Genomic DNA, 20,433 nt, shown 5'->3' with positions numbered 1-20,433 from the left:
CATCTGAGACTTGAGGAGACACCGCTCATGGCGCAACGTTATCGACCGCAATTGGATGGCCTGCGGGTCATCGCGACAAGCGAGAATTCTTTATCGCGCGCGCGTACTGCGCCACGCTACCCCCATCCCGGCGACTCGACCGCGATCGGAAGCAATGTTGCTTACAGGCTCGGCAAGTTGAGAGACCTGGGACTGCTACAGGGAGTGTGGCTCGACTGCGGCTGTGCCGAGGGCGGCTACACCGAGGCCCTGGTCGCCTGGGGTGCCCAGAAAGTCATTGGTGTCGATCCTGAACGATCGAGGATCGACGAGGCCATCGCTCGCAAGCTGGTGAATGATGAGAAGCTTAATCGGCGGCCAGATGCGATCGAATACCACTGCTGCACCGACGACTTCCCATTACCGGATGCGTCCGTTGATGCGACATTGTTGAATGAGGTTCTTGAGCACGTCGCCAATGAGGCGGCCACGCTGCGCGAAATTTGGCGAGTCCTGCGGCCCGGCGGTCATCTGGTCGTGATGAGTCCAAATCGCTGGTTTCCATTCGAGGGCCATGGGATGCGGTTTCTGGGCCGCAATTTCGGTTTCCCTATCCCACTGCTTCCTTGGCTGCCGAGTTCGTGGTCGGCTCGCGTTATGGCGGCACGGAACTACTGGCCGCATGAATTGCGGAATATTGTGGCTGCGGCGGGTTTCGAGATACAGAAGGTCGACTATGTGCTGCCGGTGTTGGAGCGTTATCAATGGCTGCCGGCTAGCGTGATACCGACCTACCGGCGGCTCATGCCACGGATCGAAAAAACGGCTTTGCGGAAATTCGGCGTTTCAACCCTGGTCGTAGCGACCCGCCCCGTCGGCCACACTTAACTGGCCAGCTTCGGAGACCGGTGCTCCACTCCGCCGAGCCATGACGAATTGTATTCGAGTTGAAACGAACTGGAGAGCCGGACGGTTGGCGCGGTGGGATGCTGCGCATCAGGCTCACGACATCGACGCGACCACCTCCAGCATCACCTCCGTCGCGCCGCCGCCGATGGATAGGACGCGGGCGTCACGCGCTATGCGCTCGATCGGGCTCTCGCGCATGAGGCCCATAGCGCCGTGGAACTGCACGCACGTATACGCAACCTCGTTGACGAGTTCGCCGCAGATGGCCTTCACCATCGAGACCTCGCGCAGGCAATCTTCGTCCGCCGCCATGCGCCAAGCGGTGGCATAGAGAAACTGGCGGCCTGCCTCCACCTTCGCAGAGAGCATCGCGAGACGTTCACGGATCGCCTGCATGTCCCATAAGACGCCCCCGAATGCGCGGCGAGCTTTCACCCAGGCGAGGGTCATATCGATCGCCGCCTCGGCCGCCCCTATCGCCATGCCCGCGAGGACAAGGCGCTCGTTCTGGAAGTTGCGCATGATGGAGTAGAAGCCCTGTCCCTCCGCGCCGAGCACGTTCTCGGCGGGGATACGGCAACCGTCGAAGACGAGCTCCGCCGTATCGGAGCAGCGCCAGCCGTGCTTGTCCAGCTCGCGGGCGACGCTGAAGCCTGGCGTGCCCTTCTCGACGAGGAACATCGTGATCCCGTGGCTTCCTGCCGAGGGATCGGTCTTGGCGCCGACGCAGTAGAGATCCGCGTGGACGCCGTTCGTGATGTAGAGCTTCGTGCCGTCGAGGACGTAAGACTCGCCCTCTCGGCGGGCGCGCGTGCGGATGGCCTTCACGTCCGAGCCTGCATCCGGCTCCGTGATGGCGACCGCGGTGATCACCTCGCCGCTGATAATCCCCGGCATCCAGCGGGCCCGCTGGGCTTTGGTCCCGTCGTGAAAGACATGCGCGGAAGCCATGTCGGTATGGACCAGCGTCACGGCGGCGACGCCGCCATAGGTCGAGCGCCCGAGCTCCTCGGCGAAGATCGTGGATGCGACCGCGTCCATTTCGGCACCACCATACTCGGCCGGGTAGCGGATGCCGAAGAAGCCGAGTTCACCCATGCGGTGCAGGATCGGACGGGGAATGAACCCGTCCTCCTCCCAGCGATCCGCACGGGGCTTGATCTCCTCCTCCACGAACCGGCGCACCTGATCGCGTAAGAGCTCATATTCCCCCGCCGCCCAAGGCAGCCCCGGTCCTCGCGCCGGTACCCAAGCTTTGTCCATCATCTTCATCCGCTCTGCTCTGCAGTCCAACGCAAAAGCTTCCGTCCGGATTGGTACCCCAAGGCCATTCGGAGGCCTTGCGGCAAGCTAGAGTTCGATTTCCTCTCTCGGTCCTTCCGAGACTGAAGGGGCTCTGGCGTCGGCCACCCAGAGCATTCCGTCGATCACTTCCGCCAGTCCGGCCACTGTCGGGCGCTCGAAGAGGTTGCGAAGCTGCACGTCGACGCCGAAGCTCTGCCGCATGCGCGACACCGCCCGCATCACCAGCAGCGAATGCCCACCCAGGCCGAAGAAGTTGTCGTCACGGCCGATCGACTCGACCTTGAGGAGATCGCACCACAGCGCGGCCAGCGTCTTCTCGGTCGCCGTCGAGGGGGCGACGAAGTCTTGTGCAGGCTGGATGTTTTCCGCCGTCGGCTCGGGAAGCGCAGAGCGGTCGATCTTTCCGTTGGACGTGAGCGGCATCCGTTCGAGGCGAACATACTGAGTCGGAATCATGGACTCCAAGAGTTCTTCGGCGAGGTGGGTGCGCAGGTCCGCCACGGTCAGGGGTTTCGACGAGACATAGTAGGCCACAAGTCGTGCGATGCCGTCTTCGGCCGCTGGCGGTTCGACATAGCCGATTTGGGCCATGATCTCCTTGATGCGGGATAGGTCCAGCTCGTCGTTGAGTTCGTCAATGGCTTCATCGCGCGTCTTCTGGCCGAGACGCACATCCCAGCTGTAAGGGAGCGCGTAGTTGTGATGTCCCCGCTGCTTCTTATGAACGTAGATGCCGACATCGTTGATGAGGCAGTTCGTGGAGCGTCCTGTATCCGCGGGCCGATCCCATCCCGCCTGCGTCTTCAGGAAATCGAGCATGTCCTCAAGAGGCACGCTCCAGTAGCGGTAGAAGTCGATGAACTTCACTTCCTCGAATACTGAGTCGTTGCGGAAGGCATCCACGTCGAGATAGCGCGACACAGCATCGTCGCGGCGGTGATACTCCTTGCGCGCCTCGGCGATGAGCGCGTCCAGACGAGCCGGATCGTAGTCGTCCCGCTTGAAGACCTCCTCGGTCAGGCGCGTCTCAAAGAACTGGCCGCGGGACAACCCAGTCACGACGTACCCGATCCCTCGTTCGCGGGCGACGTTCGTGGCCAGGGTGTAGATCGTCTTGAAGCAGCCGTTGCAGACGTTCGCGAACCGTTTCAGGCTGTCGACGAAGATCTCGTTCATATGCGGGGTGCTTCCCCAGTGGTGATCCACGCCGAGAGAGTTCACGAGGCGCCTGATATTGGCCTTGGCTCCTTCCGAAATGAAACCGTTGTCGAGGGTGAAGGTAAGCGGCTTCACCCCCATGGCGACGAGCTTGCACAGCATAAAACTGCTGTCTTTGCCGCCGCTCAACAGCACGATGCAGTCGTAAGGTCCCTTCCGGTTAGCCTGCATCTTCGCGATGAGAACCTGGAGGTCGTCCGACGTTTTGAAATAAGTCTGCGCCTTGTCGACATAGGTGTCGAAGGCCCGGCATAGATTGCAGACGCCTGCCGCATCGAATGTCGTGCCGGGCAGGCCGGACTCAACACCGCACCGTTCGCAATAACGCACTTGTGTCGCTGGTTTCGCCACCAAGGTGGCGATAGCAGCGACAGCGCATTCCTGAACGTGCGGGTGCTTTAGAAGCCGCGCTTCGATCTCGCCCAGCTCGACACGCGCGCCACCAATCTTCACCTGATGATCGGCGCGGCCGAGAAAGTCCAGGCGCCCTTCCGAGTTCCAGCGGGCGAGATCGCCCGTCCTGTACAGCCGCAGCTTCGAAAACCCATCTCTCGGATCGACGGCCGTGAGGAAACGCTCGTCGGTCAGGTCAGGGCGATTGAAATAGCCTCTCGCGAGACCGTCGCCGGCAATGAACATCTCACCGATGATGCTGCGGGCAGTGGGCTGATGTGCCTTGTTGAGCACGTAGATGCCCGCATTGGCCGCCGGAACGCCGATCGGCACCGATGCGGATTGATCCCGGTCGATGTCGAAACGGTGAATCATGCAGCCCACAGTGGCTTCGGTTGGTCCGTACTCGTTGTAGATCTCGATAGGATGGGGGACGGCTTTCGTGATATCGCGAGCCAACTCGGTCTTGAAGTCCTCGCCACCCACGATGAACTTGCGCAGCCTTGTGGTCTCAAGATTGCGGTCGCGGATCATCGCGAGATGCGCCGGCGTCAGCTTCATGATATCGACGGCATTGTCGTCGATGACCTTGAGCACGACCATGCTCTGGACTCCGGGATCACCAAGATAGACCACGATGCGGCCGCCGGTGATGAGTGGTGTGAAGAGCGTCGTGACGGTCAGATCGAAGGCGAGGGATGAGAAAAGGGGCCATGCGAGACGTTCGCCGCAACTGTATACCCGAGCGGCCCACCCAATGTAGTTCACCAGATTCCGGTGCTCGATCACGACGCCCTTGGGCGTGCCGGTCGAGCCGGAGGTGAAGATGATATAGGCGGCGCCGTCCGGAGTGGCAGCGGACGGTCGGGCCGAGTCCGGCTGATTCAAAATCGACCCGAAATCGGCGTCGAGCACGAAAATGTCGGCAAGGTTCGGGGAAATGACGGATTGCAGGCGCGCCTGAGTGATCGCCACCGGCGCCCGCCCGTCGGTCCCGTTGGCAATGTCCTTCAGGATTGTTGCCAGACGCCCCTTCGGCGTTGCCGCATCCACCGGCACATAGGCTGCGCCTGACTTCAGGACGCCTAAGATTGCGACGACGACTTCAATGGAGTGCTCCATGAACACAACGGCAATCCGACCCGGCCCCACGCCGGTCGATGTCAGATGCGTGGCCATCTGGTTGGAGCGTTCGTTGAGCTGCTGGTACGTCAGCGTTGCATCGCCGAAGCGGATCGCTTCAGCGTCAGGACTACGCGTCGCCTGGTCGCGGAAGAGATCGATGATTGTCCTGTCCGACGGGTAGGGCGCTGCCGTGGCGTTGTACTCGACAACCAGCGCCTGATGATCGGCATCTTTCAGCAGGGGAAGCGTTACGCCCTCCGCCGCGATAGGAAGGACTTCATTCATGAGATACGGTCCCCATTGCGGAAATCAAAAAAATCAAATCACGTCAATCATTCAGCTTTTTGGGTTGCCCGGCGAAAAAGCTCTGCAATGGCAGGCGCGTCCGGTTCTTCCAGCATAAGGGGACCGTTGCAGTCCTCGGGCCCGAAATAAAATTCGGCATGCGGCACCACTCGAAGCCATCGGTGCGGTGCTGCGCCCGATCGCAGCCAAGCCTTGTTCGGAAGAAATATGCATACTCGACCCGAATACGGAGTGGGAATGTACCGCCGCAAAGCCGTGATCGCCGTCGATTTGAGTCGAGCTCTGCTCGCCAGCACCGGATCTGTCGTGACAGGCCCTTTGCTTTTGCGAACGAGGGGCACGAGGGCGGCGCGGACGCGCTCGCCGAGATTCCGGAGGCGACTGCCGAAATATCGGAGACGCGCGCCGAATGTCGGCAGCTTCGCCATCTCTCGCAGGCACGAATCGGCGCTACGCCTGGTATAGAAATACAGCAGACGCGGCAATTCCTTATAGGTGGTGGGGTGAAGAGGGCCAAAGAGCGCCATGCACGGGACCTCCGCTCCGCGTTGACCCATCATTTTCGCCAGTTCGAAAGCGGTTGCAGCGCCGGAGCAGTAACCGGCGATGATATACGGACCGGTGGGCTGATATTCGACGATCTGGCGGGCGAAGTACTCCGCGATATCTTCGACGCGGTCCATCGGCTCGCTCTGCCCATCGAAGCCAGACGGTTGGAGTGCGTAAAACGGTTGATCGCCGCCCAAGTGCTTCGACAGGTCCGAGAATGAGAAGGGCGCCCCGATATGCCCGGGTACGGCGTAAATGGGCGTGCGTGTTCCGCCTGACTGCAGGGGAATGATTGCAGGCTGTTGCCGGGCCGCCGCCGTGGCCATATTCAGAAACGCAATGATCTCGCCCTTCCGGTCCCGCAACTGGTCGCGAAACTCCGCCGTCAGTGCGCCAGCTGGGGCGTTGCACCGCAGCCGGTCGCCCTCCACCCAGATCTTGATGTCCTTGACCGCGAGGTCTGCGAGAAGCTCCGGGAACTGCATCACGTCCGCCGACATAGGCCTTCCGATCACTTTTTCATGATTCACGACGGAAGCCGAAGTGGTTCCCGCGTCCCAGTCCCTCCAGCACGACGGTTTCATCGATGAAACTGCCGCTGTTTCTCCATACGCCCGGGACATGTCAGTGAAGCGCTGTCCCGTGTTCTCAACCGCGACCCACGGCGAAGTGTGGGGAACAAGTCCGGTTCGAATGAACTTGCGTGCAGTCCAATGGAATTGGTTGAGCTCCTCGTTATCCGCAGTGCATCATAAGTGAATAGTGGCATCGCGGGCACTTCAATTCCGGACTACCACTCAATTCCGGACTACCACCGTCCCGATGTACCCAGGTTTCGGTACGAACCTATGGACAGCCCATTCCCTTTCATCCCAAGAAAGGGGCTGTCCTAAGCCGCACCCCAGGGCCTTAGAGATAGCCTCCAGCCGGGTCCAGCGCCGGAGGAAGCCTTCCAGCCGGTCTTCCGGACCAAGGGCGGTGTAGGACCCATACTCGGAGGCAGAAAAGCAATGCGCTGCGATCTCGTCCGCTTCGGGCACAGGGAGAACTGCCTCGATGTCCACGCCGACCTCCTGCCTGGTCGAGAGGGCGACGACCGCGACATCTCCGGATCGCGAGACGCTGAAGCGCAAATCGCGAGCAGGCATGCGGTGCGAGAGGTGGGGTTTGCCTAGGCGTCCATATTTTAGTTCGACGTCGGACGGCGAGATTCCCAGTTTGGAGGCGAGGACCCGGCGCAGCTGCCCGCGGGTAACGATATAGCGGCGGCGGTCCCGCTCCAGTCTCAATCCCTCGGCGCGCCGACGTTCCTCTTCGTTGAGGCAAACGCCTATCTCGCGGATGACGTCCTGCTCCGCATCGAGCATGAATGCCAGGATCTCCAAACCATCATTCTCGAGGACCGGCATTATGATCCCGGGTCTCAGCTCGACTTTATCCAAGTTTGGAGGGGGGCGGTGCCGGTCCCGCAAGAGGCTGACTGACGCCGAATCTGACGGGTCGAATTGATCGATGTCCCGAGACAGCATGAAAATTCCAGCTCGCCCAATGCGCCATGGCCCTCGTCCCCGCCCGCGCCAGAAAATTGGATAAAGTCGAACTCAGGGCAGCAGCCAGAAGTCATACGTGGATTCCGATCGCTGGGAGCGCTCATGCGCACAAGTGCAATTCTTTCTAATGAACGGCAGCGCCATTCTTGCGGATTTCCCTGATGAAACAACCACGTAAGGGCGAAAGCAAGGAGCGCCTGGTGGCTATTTCGAGGTATGGATGGGCTACATCAAAAGACCCAGACATGCTGCTGCTCGCAAGGGGTCTGCCGGAGGCGAAATTGCCAACTTTATCTTGCCGGATTGACAATGAACTGGCGCTCCAATGATCCCCTGCTCTGACGAGCAAGGCTGCTGCGCCGGGTTTTGCCAAAAAGCAGTTACCTGGATGCGGAATTACATCAGATCAAAGCAATCTCCGCGCTTCGCTTGTGCGGCCGAGTGAGCGCCTGGGCGATAGGCTTTTGCTGCTGGACGACGGAAGTCTCCCGGCCTCTCCGCGCGGCTTTATGCCTTGTGGAAGACTTGGTTACTGGGGACGACGCGATAGCGCTGTCAGTAAAGATCCAATTCGGATTACCTCTTCTGAGTAATTGATCGGTTCTCAATAGGTCCGCATCGCCAGTCCGTTCGAACATCGCCGATTCGGCTTGGTTTCCACAGCGGATCCGGCTGGCGTCCTGCTCGGCGGTGGAGGCACGCAGATAGAGTTGGGCGAGGCGGGCGGCGACCTCGACCGTCTTTCCGACGACCTTGGATTCGCCGCCCCGGGCGACACGCGCCAGTCCCGCATTGTGGGCGTTGTGCAGCCGCTCGGGGACGATCATGTCGATGGGTACCCGATCATCTCCGCAAGATCCCACCCAAACAGCGTGCCGGCCGCATGGTTGGCGAACCGGATGACGCCGTGGACGTCGATGGTGAGGATCGCAAGCTCCGTGGCGCCGGCAGAGCCCATCATCGACCGCAGGCGATCTCGCTGCGGCGCAGCTCCAGCTGCTGCATCACGAGCGCCGCGGCCGCTGCGGTGAACCTCGCCCTGCCGGCGGCGGATCAGGTGGACCAAGGGTACTCCTGCACGGGCAGAAAGAGGGCCGAAAGCCCCTTATTCAACGGCTTAAAATGATGGCTACGCGGCTACTTGTAATCTATGGCTCCAGCGGTAGGAGTCGAACCTACAAGCCTTTCGGCGTCGCATTAACCGTGCGGTGCGTCTACCAATTCCGCCACGCTGAAACATAGATTAGAGAGCCCGCCGCGCGAACTGGTGCTCTGATCCCGAATTGAACGGAATACGCGCTGTGCTTATCCGGCGCTGCCGATAGTCCAAAGTGGCCAGCACCGACAACGGTCACATCGCATAACGTAAACAAATCCAACCTCCCCTTGGTCCTCGCCTTCCGAAGGGCCGAACCCGCCGATCGATTGTGGAAGAGCCTGCCCCAATACTTGATATAAAGTGGGGGCTCCCTTTTTTCGGTCGACGCTTCAAGCCGCGGCCTGTTTCATGTGAGCAGCAATGGTCCCTAGCACCCGCTTGGCACCGCGCAGCTGTGCCTCGATGCGGCGCTCTGGACTGTCTCTGCCTATTGCGATCCACTTCATGGTATGCTCCGCATTGGCCAGGTGGGACTTGTGCCCGGCGAAGCCTGCCAGAAAATCGTAGCCGCACTCGCCGCGTCCGATGCTGTCCTCAATAGCCAGCACATGGCTGATAAGCCCTGGCTTGAGCCGGCCATCGCGCTCATAAAGAAAGCCGCTTTGATAGTTGAGAACACGGCCGTCACACACGAAATTGTAGAGGACCCCGACTGTCTGGTCCCCGGCCAACGTCTGTGAGATGCGGACGGTCCCCGTGGGAACGCCGCGCGCAATGAGTTCCTCGTGAAATCGACGGAAGCTCGGGTTGGCAAAGGCTCCCCTGCGTCCCCATCGCGCCTGATGAAGCTCGGCCAGCAAATCAAACGCGGCGAGCGCCTCCGATGTCACTTCGACAGTCCGGAACGCAACGGGCCCGCGTTCCGCATATAGCCGCATGGCACGGCTTACCGCTTGGCGAGTATTGCGGCCTAATGTGGCGCGGTAATTTGCGCCTTTCTGGCGGACTTTGGCGAAATCGATCCACCGTGCCGTATCTTCTGCTTTCACCTCGGTAAGGAGCCCGGCCCGGCCCGCGGTGCGACAAGCGGCCAATTCGAAGTCGGGATCGATTCCGGAGAACACCAGTTGGTCAGAGCGGCGCAAGTGATGCGCCAAGGCCTCGACGCATGCCGCTCGAGTGGCATCGGCCAGGGATCGCTCCGCAAGAATATCGTTATACTCGATGAACAATCGATCGAATCGAACATCTCCGGTTTCATTGAGCAGCCAACGCGCCCGCGCATGCCGCCCGAAACTCCACGCCCTCCGCCGGCAAATAATCGCCAAGCCAACGATCCTGCTTGACGTCCGAGCGACTAGAACATGTGGTTGCGCGCCCCCCGGCAGATGCCGCAGCCAAGTTCCGATCCAGAGCCAGGACAGATAGAATGAGTGCGTTGCTCGCGCTTCGAGCTCATTCCAAGCGGTCTCGAGTGTCGCGATGTCCGGCAAAGCCTCCACGGTAACGTCGATGACCGTATCCTGGCGCATGGCTTGTTCTACTGAAGCCACGCGATAGGGTTCCGCACCGATGGCTGAGACACCAAGAGGTCCTGATATACAACCATCTTCCTGATACTTTGCGCATTGCGGCGGGAATGCCAGGAGTATCCTCGCTGCACGCTGCTGTTCGTCCATGGAGCACCCGGGGTTTTCCTGTTTGGAGAAGACTTCATGTCGGGAGGCGCTAAAAGTGAAGACCCTATTCTTGACTACTCACGGAGAGCCTAGTCTATGCCGGCTGGAGGAGGACGAGCGACCGCTTCACACGGGGCCTTTTAAAGCGGCCGGGACCAGCGAAGGCGTTTCCGAGGCATTGTCTGGAACCGCGGCGGCTCGCGCGCTCATTTATAGCCGAGCAGGCGAATCCCCATCAGATGCCGAAGAACCGAATTCGTAGGGGGCCTCGATCGCCGCCGCCAAACTCCTTGCATGATCATTTCGAGCACGATCCCAATTTTGGCAGGAACGAGCACATTGACGGCCCCATTGCCGAACAGCACAGCCTGCTTTCGAAGGCCAATTCCCGTAAACGCGCGTGACAGCTCACGATAGCTATATTCCTTCAGGGTGGAATCCACATGCAACGTTGTCAAAGTATACCGAAATGTCGTGAGGACCCGTAACGGCGTTTGGAGTGATGCAATAGTAAGCACCGCCGGGTGAAAGAACACGATAGACCTCGGAAAGCTGCCTTACTGCGTCGTCGGGGTGTAGGTGCTCCATCAACTGATCGCTGAACATAAAATCGAGACTATTATCGGCGAAAGGTAGATGAATACCGTCGATCCTGACGAATTGAAAATTGACGGGCTTCTCCCCAGGTGGCAGTAACGCGTCAGTTACGTCGATTGAATTTACTGACGAGCAATGACTGCACATGCTGAGGCTAAGCTTACAATCACCGGCCCCCAATTCGCCGAAACGCGCGCCTTTCTGGATAAGCGTTCTTAGAAGGGTGGTCTGAAGATTGACTAGACGATCATCTCTGTATTCATTTCTATTTTGGGGATGATCTTCAAGGGAAGTAAAAAGTTTGCCGTACACTTCAGCATAGAGGCTGAGCCGAGCGTCTTGATCTGAATTCAGCAGCTGAGCAGCCAGAGCTTTCTCGATTTGATAGTGCGCAAATATCCGCTCGGGCGTGCGCGCGTCGTGACAAAATTCCGAAATCTTTGACCAATCCCGCTTGATAGGCACCTGTATCCGTTCGATGTCATCTCACTGCACCTTTGTCAGTGATCCGAACTCCTGAGCGGAGGCGGACATGCTCGTTCATGAAGCGGTTCAAGCTGTCGGCGACGGCGAGTGGTCGTTTCGCTTCCCACTTCGTCCCGACGAGGTCACTACGCAGACCAGCCATGCAGACCAATCTCCTTGCCGGGCATCAATTTCGGACCGATCCTCTACTGCCTCACCACGCGGGAAGGCTCGACATCGTTGGGGTTGGACGCGGCCGGCAAGCTCTCGCTGGTCGGCGACGAGGTCGGGACGGGCGAACCGGCCGGCTCTCTTGGCTCGTTTTCGCCCACGATGATGTTGACGAGGTCGCCTGGCTGCAACAGGGTCATCCCGACAGAGTCAATGCTGACCGGCCCGGCTGCCGATTGCCGCACGATTTGATAAGTTGCGCTGTTCGCGTCCTTAGCAAACTGGACGCGGGTCACCGGCAACGTGTACAGGACGCCTTCGCTGGCGTTCAACTCGCGCATATTGGCCGCGATCTGGCTCTCGATGGTCTCGATCTCGATCTCGAGATCGTTCCTGAGGTCCGCCCGGGTCCGCAACACCTCAGACTCCAGCGAAGCGAGGCGCTGCTTGGCGCTTGCGTATTGGTTAAGGGCGTCCTGCCGACGCTGTTCCGCGTCGGACAACTCACTCTGGATCTGATCCATCACCGTCATGCTGAGAACTTTGCGGTCCACGAGCGTGCGCATGCTGTTGACGCGCTCCTGGCGCAGCTTGACGAGTTCGTCGAGCGACTTCATGCGCCCATAAGCGACAACATCCTGCTTAGCCGCCTCCAGCGCACGCAGGTTCGCGCGCTCGCGATCCTTGCGGGCCGTGGCGACGGCCTTGCGCCGCTCGCTCTGCTCGTTGACAAGGTTGGCAGCTTCGGTCGCGCCGGCCAGTTCCAGCAACTGGCGTGGGATGGTGGGTGCCGTACCGTCGCGCTCGGCCTTCAGCACCGCCGTGCGCGCGAGCAACTTCAACATGGCATCGATCGCCCCGCTCCGCTTCTGGGTTTCACGCACGGCTTCGATCTTCTGCCACGGCTCGCTCTCGGCGCGGTCGAGTCCGCCGGCCAGCGCGATCGCGTGCAGGACCGTCATGCCGGCCGCGTATTTGAACGAGCCTGGATTCTTGACCGGTCCCAGTACGTAAATGGGCGGGCGCTCCAGCGGCAGGATGTTGACCAGTCCCTCGCGGCCCACCAGTTGATTGAAGGTTTCCGCTAAGTCGGCCTGTACCTGCTGCGTCGACCGGTTGGCGACCGGAATGGAGCCAAGCAAGGGCACGGAAATCGTGCCGTCCTCTTGGACAATATATTCGCCGCTCAGTTCCGGACGCTGCAGGATGCCGTGCAAGGCCGAGGACGCGCCCCCCCACTTGTCTTCCTCGACGTCGACGCGTTCGTAGAAGGCGACCTTGAGGCGGTCACCGACGCCAAACAGGGCTCCGGTTGGCATGCCTGGTGCCTTGCTGAGGGTTTTGGGGCGCTCGGCACTGGTGGGAACGGCAGGGACGACGCTCCGCTCGATCAACGCCGCGGCCGATGCATCCGGTCCCGTGCTGAGGGCTTGGGGGGGCTCGGCGCTAGCGGGGACCTCAGGGACGGCGCTCCGTTCGACGAACGTCGCGGCCGACGCATCCGGTCCCGACACGATCGCACGGGAGGGTTCGGCCGTGGCGTGGCCCGGCTGTTCTTGCCAGCTATCGATAGCAGCAGACACCTTCTGCATCACGGCTCCGGAGACATTCTCGACCCTCTGCACCACGGCTTCGGAGACATCCTGGATCCTCGGCACCACGGTTCCGGAGACATCCTCGACCTTCTGCATCGCGGCGTCGGAGGCGTCCGTGACCTTTTGCACCACGGCTGCGGAGGCATCTTCGACCTTCTCCATTACGGCTCCGGAGGTATCCTCGACCTTCTGCAACACGGCTGCGGAGGCATCCTCGACCTTCTCAATTACGGCTCTGGAAACAACTTCGATGGGCTCCCAGTTTCTGACCGCTCCCGCTCCCAGGACGGCGACCCCCAAGACAAGCAGGACGGCCTTCATTCTCCTGCGGCGGGCCGCCTGTGATGAGGGAGTGACGGGCTCGGAATTGTATTTTGCATCCATGGCCATGGCGCGTGGCTTTCACTTTCAATGGTAGCCAGCCCATCCCGAAGTCGCGAGCATTCGGTCGACGAGGAAGGCTCTGCCTTATCGTGGCCCTTCACCGCTAGCGGCACAACTATCCCTTTGTAGGCACTCCCTCCGGATAAACGCCCCCTCCGGCGAACTCGTCCAATGAGCAGATTGCTGCGCTGAAGGAGAACCCCTTTGATGGCAAACGGGACAAAGGCGATCGAACGCAACGAAGAGCCGGAAATAGTGGTCCGACGCAGCGTCTCGAGCCCCCTGTGGCCCCAACATGCATTCGCAGAATGGCTGGCCGTCTCCAACTTCGTCGTCCTGGCCCTGGAAAACGAGCCGATCACGATCTCCGGCTCCGATCATTCTGCTACGTCGATGACCTGATCGACGGCTGACCCGCCTGATGACTGAAGAGGCGAACCTCGACGAAGCCGCCAATCTTGGCAATTCTACCGCGGTAGCAATAGCAGAACTGGCCCGCCTCACTCATTTCTCTCGCCGGATCTCACCCAAAGGACTTCCCCGGCAGCGCTGCCCGGATGTCGGCCGCCCCAGGGGACGCGCCAGGCAACTCCTCTATTGCTCACCGCAGGTGCATCGCAAGGAGCGGCTCGGCAGTCCATTTCGATGCCCGAAGGCATCCGTGCTTCCGTGCTGTTGTGGCCGCTGCGCCGCTGCCAGCCGTGGCACATTGCTCCTCAAGCTGGTGAAGCTCGGGCGCTGGTCAGGATCAGCGCGCGCCGCGTCAAGATCGCCTTCTCCTCCGCCTGCGCCGTCCATCCCAAAATGGCGGCTGGTCGCGGCGCGGGTCGCCTGGGCCAGCGGTTCTCCCGCCTGACACGCCGCGCCGCCCCGCGCCAGACCGGCGGCAGCACCACCCATGCCCCACGGGAGACCAAGCCCGGCAACTCTCGCGGCCCGCGCATCCGGCGCCACGATGGTGCTGGGTGCCGCCCGGAGCGGCTGAAAGCCAGGGCTCGCACCCCTCACCAAGGCCTCAGGCTTGAGAATCCGGGGTAGCCCTCGACGAAGCTAACCCTACGCCTAAAGAGGGTGTTCTTGTCCAGGGTTTTCCTAGCGTAAGGTAACACGGTCAAAAAAGAAACTATGCGAGGAGCGCCTTGCGAGACGTGCGTACCTCAATCGCGTCAGGGGAGGCTACGATGACAACGAAATCCTTGATGACCACAAAGTCTTTTATAACAGTGCTTGTCAGCCCAAGAGAGTTACTCCGAGAGGGCCTTGTTCTAATTCTGGATGCAGCAAAGTTTCGCATTCTTTTCTCTGCGGCTTGTGTTCACGACCTTCTGCAGAAGCCGCTACCCAAGCACCGGTCCATCTTGCTCATCATGGATGTCGACGGTACTGATGCGGATGCTGGATTCGCACAAATTGCAGATTTTAAAGGGATTTATCCGACCAGCCATGTCGTTGCGCTAGCCGATCACTGTCGACCGAACGATATAGTTTCAGCCCTTCGTGCGGGGGCTGACGCGTATTTGACAAAAGTTGCCGCTCACGACACCTTCATCAAAGCTCTCGAATTGGTTATGCTAGGTCAGACGGTGCTACCTGCAGAAACTTCGACGTTTATTCAGGACATAAGACATGGTCTGAAACATGATGCGGTACACGAGTTTACAAACGTGGCTGTTACAATGGAGAACGCTGATCGAGAACCATCAATGTTGTCAACTCGGGAAGATTGTATTATACGTTGCTTGATCGGAGGGGAGTCTAACAAAACAATCGCGCGCAAGATTAACATCGCCGAAGCGACAGTGAAGGTGCACGTGAAGGCCATCCTTCGAAAGATTCGGGTCGGCAACCGTACCCAGGCTGCAGTTTGGGCGATGAACCATGGTATGCTCACTTCCGCTCCGTCAGGGACCGAAAAGACGGCAACTCAGCCTTCTCCCCATCCGCAAGAGCTACTTGAAGCACAAAAGGAGTACCACCTTGTCAAGAACACTCATCCGATGTGACCGCCTCCGCGTCTTGACATATCGTCCTTCGGGCTGGTGACCTGTACGCTGCATTATGCTGCCGCACGAAGGAGACCGGTCGACCGATGCGACCTGCTACCCAGCACATTAGTTCCCGATGCTGAAAACCGCAACTTTGAGATGGTCTCAGGTCCCCGCAACCACACCTTTCTACGATGCACTTTTCCAAAGCTACGCCCCGATAAGAGGTTCCGCGATCAAGAACGCGTAGGTTCAAATCACCGCCGCGATGGTAGCGAAGGAAGGTAGAGACGGGATCGCAATGGGGCGCTGCGGTGGACCCGCCAACGGCACCACGACCCGGCCTTTGTGATTGCCGTCGCGGATTTCGAAGACAGCTACTTCCCCGCCCACAGCCGATCGATAAAGCAGTGGCTGACGGATGTAAGATCACGGTTCATCCCGACGTGGTGTTAACCCAGGCCAGGTTCGACGCCCATCAGGGCCAGCGGGAGGTCAACCAACTGACCTGGAACGTCTTCCGCGATCATCTGGTGCTCGAATGCCGCCCCGAAATGTGACGGCGACCTTTGCCAACCCAATACCTACGTGCCGCTCACTGCCGACGTGCTAGAACGCATGATCGAGCTCCTCGACAAGCACTTCGGAACGCTCCAAGGACTGGTTCGACCGCGAGACACTCGCTGGGCTTGCGAGATTGCGCGCAATGGAATGCCGGGCACCCGAGCATTTCGCCGGGACTTTCACGCTCCGGAAGGCCAAAATTCTTTAGCAGTTTGCACACATTCTCTCGCACAAAATTAACAAAGGGACCGTCGAAAAATGGAGTGGGCCTTGAACTCATCGGGCGATCTGCTAACTATTCGTCTACAGCGGTCCGGCAAAAAGACGTCTACAAGGAAAGACAGTACAGAACTGGCCATTCGGGCCGACCGTTCTTACTATCCATTTTGAAGTTGAGGGATTCATCAAAGTGGGCGAAGCAAAAATTGCTCATGGATTTTCGTTCAAGAAAGCCCGGATCGGAACGGTCGAGGGCGGAGAATCCGGGGTTCTGGTGTGGAAATGGGACCAACTGGTCGCGGTCCTTACTCAGATCGACGAGGAAGCCTACTCCACGAAGGGCAAATGGTTCCTTGAGACAGGCTTCGGGCTGCTGAGCGGGCAGCACAAGAATTTCGATACGATCGAAGAAGCCATAAGATGGGTGGCCAGACACACTTTCCCTGACACTTCAGATGAATCAGCGGATTCAGCGGCAGGAAGTTAACCCGAATCGCGGTCAGCTTCCGAGCTGGCGGAAGTCGCGCATTTCCCTTTTCAAGCGGTCGTCCTCCAGGCCAGTTTCCTGCCGGCGGGAATCTTCTTGGCTTTGCGTGCCGCCCTGTGCGGGTCCCGGCGAAGCCCTTCGGCAACACCTAGACCCGTTTGTCAGACGGCCGTCACCTTATTGGTCCGCAACCGAAGTGAGGTCGTGCTCATCACCGCCAGTCACCGTCGGCGGCCGCTATCATCTTCATGACAGCCGCCTCGTCGCGGGTGTAGCTGACGACGAGAGCGGGATGAGCACTCCACGCCTGAATGTCCTGCAGGAACACGGGACGGTATGTCTACGCCGGCTTGCCGTCGGGTCGAGCGCCGAGAGCTTCTGCGGCCGCATGCGGACCATTGCCTCTGACACTGCCCCCTTGGAACAGCTTTCCAGAGGACTGCAGAACAAGATCATCGCGACGATGCCGGGCGCTTCGGAGCACCCCGCCAAAATCCCCTACAGCATATTATCAGAAAGCTCGGGGCAACGAACCCACCGGGGCGGGGGGCCGCTGGATCTCGGGCGGCTCCCGGATGCCATTCACTGCAACGGAGATCCCCCGACTTTCACTAAGACGGCCCGCCGGGATTCACCCGATGCTGGCCGTCTCATTGCTTGGATACGCTTCGGCAAGAGTTCCTTCCGCGAAGAGATCATTGACTTTGTAGGCGACTTCCGTGCGGTTGGTCGCCTTCAGCTTCTTCATGATATTTCGGATGTGGACCTTCACGGTGCTTTCGCGCAGGTTCAGTTCGTAGGCGATGATCTTGTTCGCCTTTCCGCGCCGGAGCGCTTGGGCGACCTCGGCCTGCCTGAGCGTGAACATGCCTGTCAAAGGCTGCGTGTCGCGGCTGCCCGAACCTATCAGGTGGCGCATGCAAAGGACACTGCTCGCCGGGACGAAGATGCCTCCCGCTGCCGCAAGGTTGATAGCCTCGACACAGACATCGATTTCGACCGAGGTCGGAATGTAGCCGCGTGCGCCGCATTCGAGAGCGGTGAGTATGTGTGCAAGGTCTTCGGTGTCGGCCAGGATAACCACAGGGACTGATTTGAATTCGGACGAAATATGCCTAATCTCGTCTGCGATGCCATGATCGGTGACCTTCCGGCCGCCAAGGTTGAAGAGTATGGCTGCAAGGGGAGGTGCCGAGCCCTTCTTCACGCGCCATTCATCGATCGAACCCATGGCGGCGATCTCCATGCCGAGTTCGTGGTCCGCGAGAGCCGATGCGAGACACTCGCGGCCTAGAGCCCTTCCGTCCAGGATGAGGAGGCATCCCCTGCCTCCTTGGCCGTGGAGACTTTCCGTTCCGCTGGACAGCACTCCTGACCGATTGGCCGTGTGTTTACGCCGTCCTGCTGTGGAACCCATGTCAATCCCCAATCTTTTCGCACAAGCCGCGTTGCGGCTGCCAAAACACCCCTCATTCTTCGCAATCTGAAAGCTTGAATACGCTGCCCTGTGTTTGAATGCGCTTGTGATCGAACACCCAGCCCTTGTGAAAGCGTGAGGCTCACCCAGCAGTCTTCAGCAGTTCTTCGCCCCTAGCCGAGAACAGCTTGTGCAGCCTATCGTCTATTTATAAGCGTTCTCTAACATAAGTTAATTTTTAGGAAATTTCGCGTCGACGGTCGCCTGAGGCATGTGTTGAGACCGCGTCACCCCGCCTTGAAGCTCCCGCGAGTTCGATCGTGACGCGCGGGTCCGGTCAGGTTCAATCTCTTTGGCCATGTGCCAACCGTTGGAATGATTCCCGACCGCTTAAGGAATGCCAAGGAGTGGGATAGCTCTGCGAGGTTGACTAACCGGGTAGGCGATGATGCCATTCTCAGGATGGGACCGCTCAGCCAAACCCCAAGCCCAGCAGCCATTCGAGGGAGGATCGGTAGTTCCTCGTGATTGTGGACGAGAAATCCTGAAGGTGGATATTGGCATGACCAGGGCGCAGTTCGTGGCATCCGTGGCCAAGCGCTTTAGGTCCGAGAACACCTGGCTGTATCTGCCGCAGTTTATGGGCAGCTTACATATTTCGGCAGCACGTTCTCCTCAGCGATAGGCCATGGTGCCGTCGGTCATGATAATCGGGCCTTTGCGGCTGCCCTCGTCAAGATAGATTGCGGGCCCGCCAGGTAAGCCGCGCACTAAGCATTGTCTGGAACTGCTCAAGCGACGGCGCACTGTCGTCTTCCAGCAGAAATTTTGCTGATGGCCTACGCGCTGGCGCCCAGCACCGCGCCGCAGGCGGCGACGCGAAAGTTCGCGAGACGGTTGAACCCGAGCTAGAGGGAATAACCTTTACCTGAGGTACTCGCTGTCGAATCCGGCTGTCTTGACCAGCTTCTTGCGGTTGATCACCTCTACATGGCCTGCCTTGAAAGCGACGAGATCGGCCTTGCGGAGTTCCCTCAACGTCCGATTGAGGTGAACGGTGGTCATTCCGAGGATGTCGGCCAATTCGTGCTGGGTCAGGGGACACTCATATCTTCCATGGGCCGACAGGCCAACGATCGAGAGCCTCTCCTCCAACTCGAGCAGGAAATGGGCGGTGCGGCTCATCGCGTTCCGCCGCCCGGCATTCATGAGATGTTCGGCAAGGATGGCGTTCAGGCGGGCTAGGGAGCAGGCGATGGTCTTCCCAAGGCGGCCTTCCGACAAGATGGCCTCTATCAGTTTCTTGCTGGAAATTTCATAAACAGCTAGTTCGGTTATAGACGCCAGGGACGCTAAACGGGGTCCGTCCACGGAACGGAAACCGACAATGTCCCCCCGCAGAGGAGTGTCGATGATCTGCCGTTCTCCGTCCAGTAGTCCGCGGTAAAGGAGGGCCCAACCCGATTTTACGATGAATATCCCATCGTTGTTGTCATCCTGGCGGGATATCACCGAATGGGGTTTGTAAATTCTTGCGGTAACACCGAGAAAATCGTTGTTACCCCAATCGTCCTTCGAGAATGTCCCCCCTACGGGATGCGAGTGTATGAACTGCAACAGTGTTTGCATGTTGCTTCAATTTCCGCACAACCTACAATAATTTCTCCCGCACGAGTTTGACAGAAGGACCACCCACGGTAGAGGCAGCATGGCCTACTGTCCTCGTCTGTTCGAATGAGGTAGACTGCGTTTAGATCAAGGGGTTGCAAGCCTCAGGCGGTCAAGTCTTCCGGCTTCGGCGAGACGATCTACGCCAAGCCCTGCAGAAGTGTGGTGAGATCATTGCTCAGCAGCAGCTAGCCTGCACGAAGCAAGGGCGGAGCCTATCCAGACTCGCATCTTTACGAGCACTTCGGGCTCGTACGTCTGACCCGACTTGGACGTGGCGTGTCGTGGCTGAAGGCGTGAGTACTTGTCCGAGAGCCGGATGCGGGAGATCTGCAGGTCCGGTTCGATGAGCGGGGTGTGGAAACGGAGCCAAGGTTGAATCAATAAAGGCAGGACAAGACGAAGGGGCGGCAAACAGATATGTTCAACCTACCGCCATTGCGCCACACCTCGACTCTACCGTTTCTTCGCGTTCACCAAGGGCGAAGAAACGCGGAAGGCTGGCATCTGATTGACGGTCGGAAACGCGCGGTCGCGCTAGTTGTCGCACCTCATTAGACCGTTTCGAGCCGGCTGAACCGAACCGGGATGAGTTTGCGAGTCTTCAGTTGCCCTGCCGAATCCTTGTCGATGACCGTCAGCAACTGCACATCTTCAGGTCCCACAGGCAGAACCAGGCGTCCCCCCGGCTTGAGTTGCTTCAGTAAAGCCGGCGGTGTCCGCTCAGCCGCCACCGTGACCAGGACCTTGTCGAATGGGGCGTGCTCAG

Annotated in this window: 17 protein-coding genes and 1 tRNA gene; 5 read left to right on the top strand and 13 right to left on the bottom strand. The window is 59.5% G+C overall.

The window, feature by feature from the left end:
• Window positions 1-27 precede the first annotated feature (27 nt).
• The gene (locus NKH29_RS28720) at window positions 28-867 is read left to right on the top strand and encodes a class I SAM-dependent methyltransferase (protein WP_352450585.1); all 840 of its coding nucleotides are present in this window, start codon (window positions 28-30) and stop codon (window positions 865-867) included.
• A 114-nt stretch (window positions 868-981) separates the two neighbouring features.
• On the opposite strand, the gene NKH29_RS28715 is transcribed toward NKH29_RS28720, so the two are convergent.
• The 10 genes from NKH29_RS28715 to NKH29_RS28670 all read right to left on the bottom strand — a co-directional run bounded on the left by NKH29_RS28715 (window position 982) and on the right by NKH29_RS28670 (window position 13,261).
• Window positions 982-2,160: an acyl-CoA dehydrogenase family protein gene (locus NKH29_RS28715; protein ID WP_353001150.1), complete on the bottom strand. Its 1,179-nt coding sequence runs from the start codon at window positions 2,158-2,160 to the stop codon at window positions 982-984.
• Between the two features lie 78 nt (window positions 2,161-2,238).
• Window positions 2,239-5,214 carry an amino acid adenylation domain-containing protein gene (locus NKH29_RS28710; protein WP_353001149.1) on the bottom strand — a complete coding sequence of 992 codons (2,976 nt, stop codon included), beginning with the start codon at window positions 5,212-5,214 and terminating at the stop codon, window positions 2,239-2,241.
• A gap of 47 nt (window positions 5,215-5,261) precedes the next feature.
• Window positions 5,262-6,284, bottom strand: a complete 1,023-nt coding sequence (locus NKH29_RS28705) for a TubC N-terminal docking domain-related protein (protein WP_352791575.1) — start codon at window positions 6,282-6,284, stop codon at window positions 5,262-5,264.
• Between the two features lie 297 nt (window positions 6,285-6,581).
• Complete coding sequence (locus tag NKH29_RS28700; protein WP_352896534.1) at window positions 6,582-7,193, bottom strand: 4'-phosphopantetheinyl transferase family protein; 612 nt, start codon at window positions 7,191-7,193, stop codon at window positions 6,582-6,584.
• A gap of 542 nt (window positions 7,194-7,735) precedes the next feature.
• On the bottom strand, window positions 7,736-8,161 hold the full coding sequence (locus NKH29_RS28695) for a hypothetical protein (RefSeq protein ID WP_352896530.1): 426 nt from the start codon (window positions 8,159-8,161) through the stop codon (window positions 7,736-7,738).
• Window positions 8,158-8,400 (bottom strand): PAS domain-containing protein, encoded by a 243-nt coding sequence (locus tag NKH29_RS28690; RefSeq protein WP_352896528.1) that lies wholly within the window; start codon window positions 8,398-8,400, stop codon window positions 8,158-8,160. Before NKH29_RS28690 ends, NKH29_RS28695 begins: the two co-directional genes overlap by 4 nt.
• Window positions 8,401-8,485: 85 nt before the next feature.
• Window positions 8,486-8,570 (bottom strand) — tRNA-Asn (locus NKH29_RS28685).
• Between the two features lie 252 nt (window positions 8,571-8,822).
• Entirely contained in the window at window positions 8,823-10,112 is a 1,290-nt protein-coding gene (locus NKH29_RS28680) for a GNAT family N-acetyltransferase (RefSeq protein WP_353001148.1), read from the bottom strand.
• A 417-nt stretch (window positions 10,113-10,529) separates the two neighbouring features.
• A complete protein-coding gene (locus tag NKH29_RS28675; RefSeq protein WP_353001147.1) occupies window positions 10,530-11,174 on the bottom strand; it encodes a class I SAM-dependent methyltransferase in 645 nt (214 codons plus the stop codon).
• Between the two features lie 206 nt (window positions 11,175-11,380).
• Window positions 11,381-13,261 (bottom strand): polysaccharide biosynthesis/export family protein, encoded by a 1,881-nt coding sequence (locus NKH29_RS28670; RefSeq protein ID WP_353001146.1) that lies wholly within the window; start codon window positions 13,259-13,261, stop codon window positions 11,381-11,383.
• 270 nt (window positions 13,262-13,531) lie between these two features.
• On the opposite strand from NKH29_RS28670, the gene NKH29_RS28665 reads away from it, so the two are divergent.
• The 4 genes from NKH29_RS28665 (at window position 13,532) to NKH29_RS28650 (ending at window position 16,579) form a co-directional block, all read left to right on the top strand.
• The gene (locus NKH29_RS28665) at window positions 13,532-13,726 is read left to right on the top strand and encodes a hypothetical protein (protein ID WP_352896519.1); all 195 of its coding nucleotides are present in this window, start codon (window positions 13,532-13,534) and stop codon (window positions 13,724-13,726) included.
• A 779-nt stretch (window positions 13,727-14,505) separates the two neighbouring features.
• Entirely contained in the window at window positions 14,506-15,327 is an 822-nt protein-coding gene (locus NKH29_RS28660; RefSeq protein WP_352896516.1) for a LuxR C-terminal-related transcriptional regulator, read from the top strand.
• Window positions 15,328-15,719: 392 nt separating this feature from the next.
• Window positions 15,720-15,869 (top strand): hypothetical protein, encoded by a 150-nt coding sequence (locus NKH29_RS28655; RefSeq protein ID WP_352896514.1) that lies wholly within the window; start codon window positions 15,720-15,722, stop codon window positions 15,867-15,869.
• 413 nt (window positions 15,870-16,282) lie between these two features.
• Window positions 16,283-16,579 carry a hypothetical protein gene (locus NKH29_RS28650; protein WP_352896512.1) on the top strand — a complete coding sequence of 99 codons (297 nt, stop codon included), beginning with the start codon at window positions 16,283-16,285 and terminating at the stop codon, window positions 16,577-16,579.
• A gap of 631 nt (window positions 16,580-17,210) precedes the next feature.
• Here NKH29_RS28650 and NKH29_RS28645 read toward each other — a convergent pair.
• The 3 genes from NKH29_RS28645 to NKH29_RS28635 all read right to left on the bottom strand — a co-directional run.
• The gene (locus tag NKH29_RS28645; protein ID WP_353001144.1) at window positions 17,211-17,996 is read right to left on the bottom strand and encodes a LuxR C-terminal-related transcriptional regulator; all 786 of its coding nucleotides are present in this window, start codon (window positions 17,994-17,996) and stop codon (window positions 17,211-17,213) included.
• Window positions 17,997-18,920: 924 nt separating this feature from the next.
• Window positions 18,921-19,625, bottom strand: a complete 705-nt coding sequence (locus tag NKH29_RS28640) for a Crp/Fnr family transcriptional regulator (protein WP_352496223.1) — start codon at window positions 19,623-19,625, stop codon at window positions 18,921-18,923.
• 593 nt (window positions 19,626-20,218) lie between these two features.
• Window positions 20,219-20,433: protein-L-isoaspartate O-methyltransferase family protein (locus tag NKH29_RS28635; protein ID WP_502911310.1), on the bottom strand; the 215-nt coding region annotated here is incomplete at its 5' end.

Source organism: Mesorhizobium sp. M1295, assembly GCF_040318135.1.
Taxonomy (GTDB): domain Bacteria; phylum Pseudomonadota; class Alphaproteobacteria; order Rhizobiales; family Rhizobiaceae; genus Mesorhizobium.
This window is presented reverse-complemented; position numbering and strand designations above follow the sequence as displayed.

Coding starts and splice junctions, on each gene's coding strand:
- NKH29_RS28720 (WP_352450585.1), top strand. CDS start 28: ATGGCGCAACGTTATCGACCGCAATTGGATGGCCTGCGGGTCATCGCG.
- NKH29_RS28715 (WP_353001150.1), bottom strand. CDS start 2,160: ATGAAGATGATGGACAAAGCTTGGGTACCGGCGCGAGGACCGGGGCTG.
- NKH29_RS28710 (WP_353001149.1), bottom strand. CDS start 5,214: ATGAATGAAGTCCTTCCTATCGCGGCGGAGGGCGTAACGCTTCCCCTG.
- NKH29_RS28705 (WP_352791575.1), bottom strand. CDS start 6,284: ATGTCGGCGGACGTGATGCAGTTCCCGGAGCTTCTCGCAGACCTCGCG.
- NKH29_RS28700 (WP_352896534.1), bottom strand. CDS start 7,193: ATGCCGGTCCTCGAGAATGATGGTTTGGAGATCCTGGCATTCATGCTC.
- NKH29_RS28695 (WP_352896530.1), bottom strand. CDS start 8,161: ATGATCGTCCCCGAGCGGCTGCACAACGCCCACAATGCGGGACTGGCG.
- NKH29_RS28680 (WP_353001148.1), bottom strand. CDS start 10,112: ATGGACGAACAGCAGCGTGCAGCGAGGATACTCCTGGCATTCCCGCCG.
- NKH29_RS28670 (WP_353001146.1), bottom strand. CDS start 13,261: ATGAAGGCCGTCCTGCTTGTCTTGGGGGTCGCCGTCCTGGGAGCGGGA.
- NKH29_RS28665 (WP_352896519.1), top strand. CDS start 13,532: ATGGCAAACGGGACAAAGGCGATCGAACGCAACGAAGAGCCGGAAATA.
- NKH29_RS28660 (WP_352896516.1), top strand. CDS start 14,506: ATGACAACGAAATCCTTGATGACCACAAAGTCTTTTATAACAGTGCTT.
- NKH29_RS28645 (WP_353001144.1), bottom strand. CDS start 17,996: ATGGGTTCCACAGCAGGACGGCGTAAACACACGGCCAATCGGTCAGGA.
- NKH29_RS28640 (WP_352496223.1), bottom strand. CDS start 19,625: ATGCAAACACTGTTGCAGTTCATACACTCGCATCCCGTAGGGGGGACA.